General features: G+C 73.6%; 8 protein-coding genes. All 8 read left to right on the top strand.

The genetic code is table 11. From position 1 onward, the window contains the following. Positions 1–1407 (top strand): diaminopimelate decarboxylase, encoded by a 1407-nt coding sequence (gene lysA / locus ACGF4F_RS11825; protein ID WP_357440099.1) that lies wholly within the window; start codon positions 1–3, stop codon positions 1405–1407. After that, positions 1404–2729 carry a homoserine dehydrogenase gene (locus ACGF4F_RS11830; RefSeq protein ID WP_357440101.1) on the top strand — a complete coding sequence of 442 codons (1326 nt, stop codon included), beginning with the start codon at positions 1404–1406 and terminating at the stop codon, positions 2727–2729. The genes lysA and ACGF4F_RS11830 overlap by 4 nt, the downstream gene beginning before the upstream one ends. A gap of 113 nt (positions 2730–2842) precedes the next feature. Beyond that, on the top strand, positions 2843–3892 hold the full coding sequence (gene thrC / locus ACGF4F_RS11835) for a threonine synthase (RefSeq protein ID WP_357440104.1): 1050 nt from the start codon (positions 2843–2845) through the stop codon (positions 3890–3892). A gap of 218 nt (positions 3893–4110) precedes the next feature. Next, complete coding sequence (locus tag ACGF4F_RS11840) at positions 4111–7344, top strand: efflux RND transporter permease subunit (protein WP_357440107.1); 3234 nt, start codon at positions 4111–4113, stop codon at positions 7342–7344. A gap of 280 nt (positions 7345–7624) precedes the next feature. Beyond that, the gene (locus tag ACGF4F_RS11845) at positions 7625–8434 is read left to right on the top strand and encodes a polysaccharide deacetylase family protein (protein WP_357440110.1); all 810 of its coding nucleotides are present in this window, start codon (positions 7625–7627) and stop codon (positions 8432–8434) included. A 21-nt stretch (positions 8435–8455) separates the two neighbouring features. Continuing rightward, on the top strand, positions 8456–9700 hold the full coding sequence (locus ACGF4F_RS11850; protein WP_357440113.1) for an MFS transporter: 1245 nt from the start codon (positions 8456–8458) through the stop codon (positions 9698–9700). A gap of 165 nt (positions 9701–9865) precedes the next feature. Continuing rightward, positions 9866–10804 carry a homoserine kinase gene (gene thrB, locus ACGF4F_RS11855; RefSeq protein WP_357440202.1) on the top strand — a complete coding sequence of 313 codons (939 nt, stop codon included), beginning with the start codon at positions 9866–9868 and terminating at the stop codon, positions 10802–10804. A 294-nt stretch (positions 10805–11098) separates the two neighbouring features. Continuing rightward, on the top strand, positions 11099–13078 hold the full coding sequence (gene rho, locus ACGF4F_RS11860) for a transcription termination factor Rho (protein WP_357440116.1): 1980 nt from the start codon (positions 11099–11101) through the stop codon (positions 13076–13078). Positions 13079–13200 lie beyond the last annotated feature (122 nt).

The following is a 13200-nucleotide window of genomic DNA, read 5'->3' on the forward strand; positions in this document are numbered from 1 at the left end:
ATGCGCGCGCACGAGGCCGGTGCCCTGCACGGCGACATCGGCAACCGCGGGCCGGCCTGGCTGCGTACCCCGGTCGACGTCAACGCCCTGGTGCCGCAGCTGTGGCCGCGCCACGTGGCGCGCGGGGCGGGCGGCGCGCTGGAGGTCGCCGGCCTGGACGTCCGCGAGCTGGCCGCCGAGTTCGGCACCGCGGTGTACGTGCTGGACGAGGACGACCTGCGCTCGCGCTGCCGCGAGTTCCGGGACGCCTTCCCGGACGCCGACGTCTACTACGCCGGCAAGGCCTTCCTCTGCCGGGCAGTGGTCCGCATGATCGCCGAGGAGGGCCTCTTCCTCGACGTCTGCACCGGCGGCGAGCTGGCCACCGCGCTGTCGGCGGGGATGCCGGCGGAGCGGATCGGCTTCCACGGCAACAACAAGTCGGTGGCCGAGCTGACCCGGGCGGTGGACGCCGGGGTGGGCCGGATCATCGTCGACTCGTTCGCCGAGATCGACCGGCTCACCGCGCTCGCCCGCGAGCGTGGGGTACGCCCCAAGGTGCTGGTCCGGGTCACCGTCGGCGTGGAGGCGCACACCCACGAGTTCATCGCCACCGCGCACGAGGACCAGAAGTTCGGCTTCTCGCTAGCCGGCGGGGCGGCTGCGGCGGCCGCCTTCAAGATCCTCGACGAGGGCGTGCTGGAGCTGCGCGGGCTGCACTCGCACATCGGGTCGCAGATCTTCGACGCCAGCGGCTTCGAGGTCTCCGCCCGTCGGGTGCTCGGCCTGCAGGCGCAGATCCGCGACGCCCGCGGGGTGGAACTGCCCGAGCTGGACCTGGGCGGCGGGTTCGGCATCGCGTACACCACGCAGGACGACCCGGCCGCGCCGAGCGACCTGGCCAAGCGGCTGCGCAAGATCGTCGACGCCGAGTGCTTCGCCGAGAAGCTGCGGGTGCCGCACCTGTCCATCGAGCCGGGCCGGGCCATCGTCGGTCCCGCCGTGTTCACCCTCTACGAGGTCGGCACGGTCAAGTCCGTGCCGCTGGGCACTGGCGGCGGCGACGGTCATCGTGCCTACGTGAGCGTGGACGGCGGGATGAGCGACAACATCCGCACCGCGCTCTACGACGCGTCCTACTCGGCGACGGTGGCGAACCGGGCCTCGGCGGCGGAACCGCTGCTCGCCCGCGTGGTGGGAAAGCATTGTGAGTCCGGGGACATCGTGGTGAAGGATGAATTCCTGCCCGCTGACGTGCAGCCCGGAGATCTTGTCGCGGTGCCCGGCACCGGGGCGTACTGCCGGAGCATGGCCAGCAACTACAACCATGTCCCGCGGCCCCCGGTCGTCGCCGTCCGCGACGGTCGGGCCCGGCTGATCGTCCGCCGGGAGACCGAAGCGGACCTGCTCGCATTGGATGTCGGATGACCTCACCCGTTCGCTTGGCGCTGCTCGGCTGCGGCACGGTCGGCAGCGACGTGGTGCGGCTGCTGCACGAGCAGTCGGCCGACCTCGCCGCCCGGATCGGTGCCCCGCTGGAGATCGCCGGCATCGCCGTACGCCGGCTCGGCCGGGACCGAGGTGACCTGCCGGTCGACCCCGCCCTGTTCACCACCGACCCGCTCGGGCTGATCAAGCGGGACGACGTGGACGTCGTGGTGGAGGTCGTCGGCGGCATCGAGCCGGCCCGGAGCTGGCTCGTCGAGGCGCTGCGCGCGGGCAAGAGCGTGGTCACGGCCAACAAGGCGCTGCTCGCCGAGGACGGCGCCGCGCTGCACGACGCCGCCGCCGAGGGCGGCGCCGACCTCTACTACGAGGCGAGCGTCGCCGGGGCCATCCCGCTGCTGCGCCCGCTGCGCGAGTCGCTGCACGGGGACCGGATCAACCGGGTCACCGGCATCGTCAACGGCACCACCAACTTCATCCTCTCCGCCATGGACGCCACCGGCGCCGGTTTCGCCGAGGCGCTGGAGGAGGCCACCGAGCTGGGGTACGCGGAGGCGGACCCGACGGCCGACGTGGAGGGCTTCGACGCCGCCGCCAAGGCCGCCATCCTCGCCTCCCTGGCGTTCCACACCCGGGTCACCGCGGCCGACGTGCACCGGGAGGGCATCACCGAGGTGACCGCCGCCGACGTCGCCAGCGCCAAGGCGATGGGCTGCACCATCAAGCTGCTCTGCATCGCCGCCCGGGGCTCCGACGCGCAGGGCCGCGAGACGGTCAGTGTCCGGGTGCACCCGGCGATGATTCCGCTGACCCATCCCCTGGCCAGCGTCGGCGACGCGTTCAACGCGGTCTTCGTCGAGGCGGAGGCGGCCGGGCAGCTGATGTTCTACGGCCGCGGCGCCGGCGGCGCGCCGACCGCCAGCGCCGTGCTCGGCGACGTGGTGGCGGTGGCCCGCAACCGCCTCGCCGGGGTGCACGCGCCCAGCGAGTCGGCGTACGCCGACCTGTCGGTGCGGCCGATGGGGGAGGCGCTCACCCGCTACCACATCAGCCTCGACGTGACCGACCGGCCGGGTGTGCTGGCGGCGGTGGCCGGGGTGTTCGCCGGGCACGAGGTCTCCATCGCCACCGTCCGGCAGGGCCCGGCGAGTGGCGGCGCGGCCGGCGGGGGCGCGGACGCCGAGTTGGTCATCGTCACCCACGTCGCGCCGGACGCCGCGCTCGCGGCCACCGTCCGGGAGCTGCGTGGGCTGGCGATCGTCCGCTCGGTGACCAGCGTGCTGCGGGTCGAGGGCGGGGCGTAGCTCCCGTCCCGCCTGATGGTTAACCCCAGGTGTGCCGGCGGCCGGTCCGAAAGGCTGGTTCACGCTGGTAGAAGCCCCGATGTGGCCGGGGCGGTCGAGGCGAGGAGAGCGACATGTGGCGGGGTCTGATCGAGACGTACCGGGACCGACTGCCGGTCACCGACGCCACCCCGGTCGTCACCCTGCACGAGGGGAACACCCCGCTGCTGCCGGCGCCGGTGCTCTCCGCCCGGATCGGCGCCGACGTCTGGCTGAAGGTGGAGGGGGCCAACCCCACCGGCTCCTTCAAGGACCGGGGCATGACGGTCGCCGTCTCCAAGGCCGTCGAGGCCGGTGACAAGGCGATCATCTGCGCCTCCACCGGCAACACCAGCGCCTCCGCCGCAGCGTACGCGGCCCGCGCGGGGATCACCTGCGCGGTGCTGGTGCCGCAGGGCAAGATCGCGCTGGGCAAGCTGGCCCAGGCGCTGGTGCACGGCGCCAGGCTGCTCCAGGTGCAGGGCAACTTCGACGACTGCCTGGCGCTGGCCGGCAAGCTCGCCCAGGACTACCCGGTCGCCCTGGTCAACTCGGTCAACATCGACCGGCTGCACGGGCAGAAGACCGCCGCGTTCGAGATCGTCGAGGCGCTGGGCGACGCGCCGGACATCCACTGCCTGCCGGTCGGCAACGCCGGCAACATCTCCGCCTACTGGATGGGCTACTCGGAGGACGTGGCGGCCGGCAACGCCACGAAGGCGCCGAAGATGTATGGCTTCCAGGCGGCCGGTGCCGCCCCCATCGTCACCGGGCAGGTGGTGCCGGAGCCCTCGACCATCGCCACCGCCATCCGGATCGGCAACCCGGCGAGCTGGACCAAGGCGGTCGACGCCCGGGACGCCTCCGGCGGCCTGATCTCGGCGGTCACCGACCGGGAGATCCTCTCGGCGTACCGGCTGCTGGCCCGCGAGGTGGGCGTGTTCGTCGAGCTGGGCAGCGCGGCCAGCGTGGCCGGTCTGCTCCAGCAGGGCGCCGCGGGCCGGGTGCCGGCCGGGTCCACCGTGGTCTGCACGGTCACCGGCCACGGCCTCAAGGACCCGGAGTGGGCCATCTCCACCGCCCCCGCCCCGGTGACCATCGCCAACGACCCCCTGTCCGCCGCCCGCTCCCTAGACCTGGCCTGACCGCCACCCCCTCCTGCCCCGCCGGCCCCGCCGCCCTGCCGGTCCCGCCTGGCGATCATGAGATTAGCGGCAGGGGGAGCGCTCCCATTCGCCGCTAACCTCATGATCAACGGAAGGGGGGGCGGGGATGGGCAGGGGTGGGTGGGTGCGGAGTGGACAGACGGGGTGGGGCAGACTTTGGGCACCCGCAGACCCCATTCCAGGAGTGAGCCACGCCGATGTCGCTGCTCGCCAGATTCAGCCTCGCCAACCGAGGGCTGATCGCCCTCATCGCGCTGGTGACCGCGGCGTTCGGGGCGTTCGCCGTACCATCGCTGAAGCAGCAGCTCCTGCCGTCGCTGGAGTTCCCCGCCGCGTTCATCGTGGCGGCGTACCCGGGCGCCGCGCCGGAGATCGTCGAGTCCCAGGTCACCGAGCCGATCGAGAACAGCCTGCAGGGCATCCCGGGGCTGGAGAAGATCACCTCGACCTCCCGCGAGGGCTCCACCACGGTCCAGGTGCAGTACGCGTTCGGCACCGATCTGGACGACGTGGTCAACAAGATGCAGACCGCGTTGAACCGCATCGACGGGCAGCTGCCCCAGGGGGTGGATCCGCAGGTCATCGCCGGCAGCACCGACGATCTGCCCGCCGTGGTGGTGGCCGCGACCGGCGGCGACGACGAGCAGGCGCTGGCGGAGCAGCTGCGCCGCAACGTCGTACCCGAGCTGGAGGGACTGGACGGGGTCCGGACGGTCGCGGTGACCGGCACCCGCGACCCGGTCGTGCTGGTCACCCCCGACCCGGTGAAGCTGGCCGCGGCGCGGCTGGCCCCCACCGCGATCGGCCAGGCGCTCAAGACCAACGGCGTCGCGGTGCCGGCCGGCGCGGTGGCCGACGGCAGCCGATCGCTGCCGGTCCAGGTCGGCACCCCGATCCGGACCGTGGACGACCTGCGTGGCATCGTGCTCACCACCGCCCCCGCCGCCCCGGTACGCCTCGGCGACGTGGCCCGGGTGGAGCAGCAGCTCGCCCCGGCCACCGGTTTCACCCGGACCAACGGCAAGCCCAGTCTCGGCATCGCCGTCACCGCCACCCCGGACGGCAACGCGGTGCGGATCTCGCACGAGATCCGGGACCGGCTCGACGCGCTCTCGGCCGCCTCCGGCGCCGCGCTCACCGTGGTCTTCGACCAGGCCCCGTTCGTCGAGCGGTCCATCGAGAGCCTCACCACCGAGGGCCTGCTCGGCCTGCTGATGGCGGTGGTGGTGATCCTGGTCTTCCTGCTCTCGATCCGCTCCACCGTGGTCACCGCGGTCTCCATCCCGCTGTCGGTGCTGGTCGCGCTGATCGTGCTCTTGGCCGGCGACCACTCGCTCAACCTGCTCACCCTCGGCGCGCTGACCATCGCCGTCGGTCGGGTCGTCGACGACTCCATCGTGGTGCTCGAGAACATCAAGCGGCACCTGGAGTACGGCGAGCCGAAGCGGGAGGCCATCCTCGGTGCGGTCCGCGAGGTGGCCGGCGCGGTGACCGCCTCGACGCTCACCACGGTCGCCGTCTTCGCGCCGATCGCGCTGGTGGGCGGCTTCGTCGGGCAGCTCTTCGCACCGTTCGCGATCACCGTGACGGTGGCCCTGCTCGCCTCGCTGCTGGTCTCGCTGACCGTGATCCCGGTGCTGGCGTACTGGTTCCTGAAGCCGGGCCGCAGCGGGGCGGACGACGCCGCAGCCCGGCGGGCGGCCGAGGAGAAGGAGCTGCGCAGCCCGCTGCAGCGGGCGTACCTACCGGCCATCGGGTTCGCCACCCGCTCCTGGGGCACCCGCTGGGCCACCGTGGGGCTGGGCCTGCTGGTGCTGCTCGGCACGTTCGGCCTGGCCCAGAAGCTGGAGACCAACTTCCTGGACGACTCCGGCCAGGACATACTGGCCATCCGGCAGGAGCTGCCGGCGGGCACCGGGCTGACCGGCACCGACCAGGCCGCCGCGCGGGTCGAGGAGGTGCTCCGGGGTACGCCGGGGGTGAAGACATACCAGGTCAGCGCGGGCGGCACGGACAGTCCGTGGGCGGGTGGCGGTGGCAACAACACCGCCTCCTACTCGGTGGCGCTCACCGAGGACACCGACGCCGCGAAGGTCCGGCGCACGCTCCGCGAGGAGTTCGACGCCCTCGGCCCGGAGGTGGGTGAGCTGAGCTTCGGCGCCGGACAGAGCGGCGCCTCCGCCAGCCAGCTCGAGGTGGTCGTGCAGGCCGCCGATCAGGAGACCCTGACCCGGGCCGCCGAGGCCGTCCGGGACGCGATGGCCGGTACGCCGGGTGTCGACGACGTCGCCACCGGCCTCGCCGCCCGGGTGCCCCGGGTCGAGGTGACCGTGGACCGGGTCGCCGCGGCGCGGGCCGGGCTCACCGAGGCGGCCGTCGGTCAGCTCGTCGCGCAGGCGTACCGGGGTGCCCCGCTGGGCCAGGTCACGCTGGACGGCCGGCCGCTGAACGTGGTGCTCAGCACCGGGACCCGGCCGCCGCTGAGCGTGGCGGACCTGCGGGCGCTGCCGGTGGGCCCGGTCAAGCTGGACGACATCGCCGACGTCAACCAGGTCGAGGGCCCGCAGCAGGTGACCCGGATCGACGGCGAGCGGAGCGTCTCGGTCACCGGCACGGCAACCGGCTCGGACCTCGGCGCCACCACCCAGGAGTTGCAGAAACGGCTGGACGCGCTGGAGGTGCCGGGGGCGACGTTCGCCATCGGCGGGGTGAGCGCCGACCAGAAGGACGCCTTCGCCGACCTGGGGCTGGCCGTGCTGGCCGCGATCGCGATCGTCTTTCTGATCATGGTCGGTACGTTCCGCAGCCTGACCCAGGCGCTGATCCTGCTGGTCTCCGTCCCGTTCGCGGCCACCGGGGCGATCGCGCTGCTGCTGGCCACCGGGACGCCGCTGGGCGTACCGGCGCTGATCGGCGTGCTCATGCTGGTCGGCATCGTGGTGACCAACGCGATCGTGCTGCTCGACCTGATCAACCAGTACCGGGCCCGGGGGATGGGCGTGACCGAGGCGGTGGTCGAGGGCGGCCGCCGGCGGCTGCGCCCGATCCTGATGACCGCGGTCGCCACGGTGTTCGCGCTGCTCCCGATGGCCTTCGGCCTCACCGGCGAGGGTGGCTTCATCTCCCGGCCGCTGGCGGTCGTGGTGATCGGCGGCCTGATCAGCTCGACGCTGCTGACGCTGATCCTGGTGCCGACCCTCTACACCATGGTGGAACGCGCCAAGGAGTCGCTGCGTGCACTTCGGGCCCGCCGCCGGGGCGCACCGGTGCCGGTCCCGGCGACCGTCGGCGGTGGCGAGCCGCCGGTCGAGCCCGCCGCACCGGCGCCGGCCCGGCCGGCCCCCTCGGCCGCGCTGCTCGACGGTACGGACCAGTTCGAGGTGCTCCGGCTCCCGAAGAGCCGGCGTTCCCCCCTCCCACCAGCCGACTGACCCCCACCCGCCACCGCCGCCCCGGCGGGTTGCGGGCAAATGCCCGGAAAGAGTGGCCATTCCGCCTCGGCTGGCCACTCTTTCCGCGAAAAGGGCCCTCCAGCATCCCCGGGCGGAGGGAGGAGGGACCACTCTTTTCGGGGAAGCGGGCGCTTCGTGGCGGACGGCGGCGCGAGGGGACCGTGGACGGCGACGCCAGGCTGTACCGTGGGTGAGTTGACACCTACTGCGCGTCGTCGGCTCGCTGTCGCGGATGGCCGGCCGGAGCGGGGGCGGGGCCATGGCGGACGGCGTGGGCCGGTGGGACAGGCGGGCGGTGCTGCGTCGCACCGCGCTGCTGGCCGGGGGTGCCGCGCTGGGCGCCGCCGCGACCTCGCAGAGCACCTGGATCGCCGACCGCCGGCTCCCGATCGCCGGCGGGCCGGCCAGTGCCACCGTGGGCAGCCGCCACCAGGAGGTCGGCTCGGGCACGGTCGAGGTCGTCTGGGGCGTACGCACCACGGAGCGCCTGCTCGCCCTCACCTTCGACGACGGGCCGCTGCCACAGTGGACGCCGATGGTGCTGGACACCCTGGATAAGTACGCCGTCCCGGCCACCTTCTTCCTGGTCGGTGTCCGGGCCCGGGAGCACGCCGCCCTGGTCCGGGGCCGGCTGGGGCGGCACGAGGTGGGCAATCACAGTTGGGCCCACCACGACCTGGCCCGGATGGACGCCCACGCCGCGTACGACGACCTCCGGCGCAGCCACGAGGCCATCACCGAGGCCACCGGGGTCGCGCCCCGCCTGATCCGCCCGCCCTGGGGGCACCTGGGTGGGGCGGTGCTGCACGCCGCCGCTCGGCTGGACTACCGGCTGGTGCTGTGGACGTTGCAGATGGTCGAGGGTGAGTTTCCCGACGACCCGGCCGGGCACGCCCGGCGAATCGTCGCCGACGTGCAGCCCGGCACCATCCTGCTCGGCCATGACGTGGGCACGGAGCGGCGGCTGGTCGCGCTGCGCGGCCTGCCCGACATGATCACCGGGCTGCGGGCCCGCGGCTACACCTTCGTGACCGTCTCCCAGATGCTCCGCCACGCCGCCGTGGTCTGACCGGCCCGGTAGTGTGCCGGCGTGTCACCCACCGTCTCGGTCCTGGTCCGCAATCGCGACTTCCGCAACCTCTTCCTCGCCGAGCTGGTGGTGTTCGGCGCCGACTGGTTCGTCATGGTGCCGCTGCTGGTGCTCCTGCCGAAGCTGACCGGCAGCGGGGTGTGGGGGGCGCTGGTGCTCGCCGTGGACACCGGCACGCTGGCGCTGCTGCTGCCGTACACCGGCACCATCGCCGACCGGTTCGACCGGCGGAAGACCATGATCGCGGCCAACCTCGCCGCGCTGGCCGGGGTCCTGCTGCTGCTCGGCGTCCGCAGCTCCCGGACGGCCTGGCTGGCCCTGGTGGCGATCGCGGCCGTGGCGGTGGCGAAGGCGTTCTACTCGCCGGCCGCCCAGGCCGCCCTGCCCAACGTGCTCGACCCGGCGGACCTGGCCGCTGGCAACGCCGTGGCCGGCTCCGCCTGGGGCACCATGACGGTCGTCGGCGCCTCGCTCGGGGGCATGCTCAGCGCGGCCGCCGGCGCGTACGTCAGCTTCTGGGTGGCGGCGGGGAGCCTGGTGGTGGCGGCGGGCCTGGCCGCGCTGATCCGCCGGCCGCTGCAGGCCCCCCGCGACCCGGCGCTGGCACCCACCCGCACCTGGGCGGCGATCCGCGAGGCGCTGCGCTACATCGCGCACCAGCCGCGCGTGCTCGGCCTGGTCACCGTCAAGTCGGCGGTCGGCCTGGGCAACGGCGTGCTGACCGTCTTCCCGCTGCTCGCCGGGGTGTACGGGGTCGGGGCGGTCGGCACCGGACTGCTCTTCGCCGCCCGGGGCGCCGGGGCGCTGGTCGGCCCGATCCTGATGCGCCGGGTGCTCGCCAACCGGGCCTGGCTGCTCACCGGCCTGGCGCTGTCCATGTCCCTCTACGGCCTGGCCTACCTCGGGGTGTCGGTGGTCGCCTGGTTCCCGCTGGTGCTGGTGTTGGTCTTCCTGGCCCACCTCGGCGGCGGCAGCAACTGGGTGCTGTCCAACTACGCCCTGCAGGGCGAGGTGCCGGACCACCTGCGGGGGCGGGTCTTCGCCACCGACATGATGCTGGCGACGCTGGCCATCTCGGTCAGCCAGCTGGCCGTCGCCCTGGTGGTCGACACGGTGAGCGAGCGGAGCGTGCTGGCCGGCTGCGGTCTGGTCACCGTGGTCTACGCGCTGGGCTGGCGGCTGGCCACCCGGCGGCTCTCGCTCACCGATCCGGCGGAGGAGCCCTGTGCCAGCCGGGCGTCCTGACCCGCGCCGGCCCGCACGGTGCGCGCGGCGGCGTCGCCCACCCGCCATCGGGGCTGCGAGGCGCCCACGACCGACGCGGGCTTCGCCGAGCGCGTGGGCACGCATCCCACGGTCCGGGCGAATCGGCGGGCTGTCGGTGTCGGGTCCTAGCATGAGCCGGTGCCGATGACTCTCGCCTCCGGTCCCGTGCGGGTCCGGGTGCCCGCGACCAGCGCGAACCTGGGGCCGGGCTTCGACTCGCTCGGGCTGGCCCTGGGGCTGTACGACGACGTGGCGGCCGAGGTGACCGCCGGTGGGGTCCGGGTTGCGGTGACCGGCGAGGGCGCCGGCGAGCTGCCGGACGGCGACCAGCACCTGGTGGTGGTGGCCATGCGGGCCACCTTCGACGTGCTGGGCACGCAGCCGCCGGGGCTGGCCCTGGAGTGCGTCAACCGGATCCCGCAGGCCCGGGGCCTCGGTTCGTCCTCGGCGGCCATCGTCGCCGGGGTGCTGCTGGCCCGGGCGCTGGCCGACGACGGCGCGGCGCTGCTGGACGACGTCGCCGCGCTCCGGCTGGCCGCCGAGATCGAGGGCCACCCCGACAACGTCGCGCCCTGCCTGCTCGGTGGCTTCACCGTCGCCTGGACCGAGCCGGCCGGTGCCCGGGCGGTGTCGCTGCCCGTGGCGGAGGGCGTCCGCCCGACCGTCTTCGTGCCCGGCGAGCGCGGCCTGACCGCCGTCGCCCGGGCCGCGCTGCCGACCACCGTGCCGCACGCCGACGCGGCCCTGACCGCCGGACGCGCGGCCCTGCTGGTGCACGCGCTGACCACCGATCCGGCGCTGCTGCTGCCGGCCACGGTCGACCGGCTGCACCAGGACTACCGCGCCGAGGGGATGCCGGGGACGGCAGCCCTGGTCGCCGCCCTGCGTGAGGCGGATGTGGCCGCTGTGGTCAGTGGGGCGGGCCCGACCGTCCTGGCGTTGACCGAGGTGCCGGCGGGGTTCGACGCGGGAACAGATTGGCAGCGCTGGGAGTTGCCCATAGATGTCAGCGGTGCCCGGGTCAGCCGGGGTAGACTTGGACACGCCGAGCGGGACCCTGTTGCCGCAGGTCGGAAGAGTTGATTACGCTCTAGACTCAGCACAGCCGCGAAGCACGCGATCTCCTGCGGGGCGGCGCACCCCCGAAGCTCTCGGCGGTCAGCCCGTCACCCCTGCCAAAGGCCTACGCCGCACCGCAGTTTCCACAGGTCGCCGCAGACGGCGAGACCTGCTCACCGACGCTGGTGAGTCGGGAAACCGACCGGCTGCTGTGTCACAGACTCCCGCGACGCGTCCATGCGAGGCGGGTGCACCGAGGCCGCCCGGCCACCTGGTTTCGACTCCGGGCAGCCCCGGCCTATCGAGGGAAGGAATCCATTGAGCGACACCACCGACGTGACGTCGGATGTTTCCAACGTCGCTGGCGATGCCACCGCCGCCGCTCCCACGCGCCGTCGGCGCAGCGGTACCGGCCTGTCGGCGATGCTGCTGCCTGAGCTTCAGAGCCTGGCCGCGTCGCTCGGCATCTCCGGTACGGCTCGCATGCGCAAGGGCGAGCTGATCAGCGCGATCACCGAGCGGCAGGGCGGCGCCGCCGCCGGCACCCCTCGACCGCGGGCCGAGGTCGCGGCCGCGGCCGCTCCGGCCCGGGAAGAGGTGCACGCCGAGGTCCGTGAGGAGCGGGCCGAGACCGAGCGCCGCCCGGCCGAGCAGGCGCCGGCCGCCGAGGTGACCGAGGGTCGTACCCGGAGCCGGCGTGGCCGGGCCGCCGCGACCGCCGAGGCGCGTCCGGCCGAGCCGCGTGCCGAGGAGGCCCCGGCCGAGACCGGTGAGCGGGCCGAGCGCGGCGAGAGCCGCGGCCGGGAGCGTGGCGCCGAGCGGGCAGAGCGCACCGAGCGTGCCGAGCGGGGCGAGCGCACTGAGCGTGCCGAGCGGGGCGAGCGCACTGAGCGTGCCGAGCGTGGCGAGCGGGCCGAGCGGGCTGAGCGCGGCGAGCGTGCCGAGCGCGGCGAGCGTGCCGAGCGGGGCGAGCGGGCCGAGCGTGGCGAGCGCAACGACCGTGGCCAGCGCGCCGAGCGCGCTGAGCGCGACAACGACGGCGACGAGGACGGCGAGGGCGGCGGCCGGCGCGGCCGGCGCAGCCGGTTCCGTGACCGCCGGCGGGGCCGCGGTGAGCGGGCCGAGGGCGGCGAGGGCGGCGGCCGCGAGCCGCAGGTCGGCGAGGACGACGTGCTCGTCCCGGTCGCCGGCATCATCGACGTGCTCGACAACTACGCCTTCGTCCGGACCACCGGCTACCTGGCCGGCCCGAACGACGTGTACGTCTCGATGTCCCAGATCAAGAAGTACGGCCTGCGCCGCGGTGACGCCATCACCGGCGCCGTGCGGGCCGCGCGGGACGGCGAGCAGCGGCGCGACAAGTACAACCCACTGGTCCGGCTGGACACCATCAACGGGATGGAGCCGGACGAGGCGAAGCGCCGGCCGGAGTTCTACAAGCTCACTCCGCTGTACCCGCAGGAGCGGCTGCGGCTGGAGACCGAGCCGCACATCCTGACCACCCGGGTGATCGACCTGGTGATGCCGATCGGCAAGGGTCAGCGGGCGTTGATCGTCTCGCCGCCGAAGGCCGGTAAGACGATGGTGCTGCAGGCGATCGCGAACGCGATCACCCGCAACAACCCGGAGTGCCACCTGATGGTGGTGCTGGTCGACGAGCGGCCGGAAGAGGTCACCGACATGCAGCGGTCGGTGAAGGGCGAGGTCATCGCGGCCACGTTCGACCGTCCGCCGCAGGACCACACCACGGTGGCGGAGCTGGCGATCGAGCGGGCGAAGCGCCTGGTCGAGCTGGGGCACGACGTGGTCGTGCTGCTCGACTCGGTGACCCGGCTCGGTCGGTCGTACAACCTGGCGGCGCCGGCCAGCGGCCGGATCATGTCGGGTGGTATCGACTCCACCGCGCTCTACCCGCCGAAGCGCTTCCTGGGTGCGGCGCGGAACATCGAGAACGGCGGCTCCCTGACCATCCTCGCCACCGCGCTGGTGGAGACCGGGTCGATGGCCGACACGGTCATCTTCGAGGAGTTCAAGGGCACCGGCAACGCCGAGCTCAAGCTGGACCGGAAGATCGCCGACAAGCGGGTCTTCCCGGCGATCGACATCAACCCCTCCGGTACGCGCAAGGAGGAGGTCCTGCTCGCGCCGGAGGAGCTGGCGATCGTCCACAAGCTCCGGAAGGTGCTGCACTCGCTGGACTCGCAGGCGGCGCTCGACCTCCTGCTGGACCGGCTCAAGCAGTCCCGGACGAACATCGAGTTCCTGATGCAGATCGCGAAGTCCACGCCGGGCGAGTGATCCCGCCAGGGGCGGAGCGAAGAGGGGTACGGCCTGCGGGTCGTGCCCCTCTTCCGCGTTCCGGGCCGGGCGCGAAGCGGGCCACGATCAGCGGGGAGATCTCGCACCGAACAGCCGGCTTG

It is taken from the genome of Micromonospora sp. NPDC047740, from assembly GCF_043204735.1.
In the GTDB taxonomy this organism is placed as follows: domain Bacteria; phylum Actinomycetota; class Actinomycetes; order Mycobacteriales; family Micromonosporaceae; genus Micromonospora.

Coding starts and splice junctions, on each gene's coding strand:
- ACGF4F_RS11845 (WP_357440110.1), top strand. CDS start 7,625: ATGGCGGACGGCGTGGGCCGGTGGGACAGGCGGGCGGTGCTGCGTCGC.
- thrB (WP_357440202.1), top strand. CDS start 9,866: ATGACTCTCGCCTCCGGTCCCGTGCGGGTCCGGGTGCCCGCGACCAGC.
- thrC (WP_357440104.1), top strand. CDS start 2,843: ATGTGGCGGGGTCTGATCGAGACGTACCGGGACCGACTGCCGGTCACC.
- lysA (WP_357440099.1), top strand. CDS start 1: ATGCGCGCGCACGAGGCCGGTGCCCTGCACGGCGACATCGGCAACCGC.
- ACGF4F_RS11840 (WP_357440107.1), top strand. CDS start 4,111: ATGTCGCTGCTCGCCAGATTCAGCCTCGCCAACCGAGGGCTGATCGCC.
- ACGF4F_RS11830 (WP_357440101.1), top strand. CDS start 1,404: ATGACCTCACCCGTTCGCTTGGCGCTGCTCGGCTGCGGCACGGTCGGC.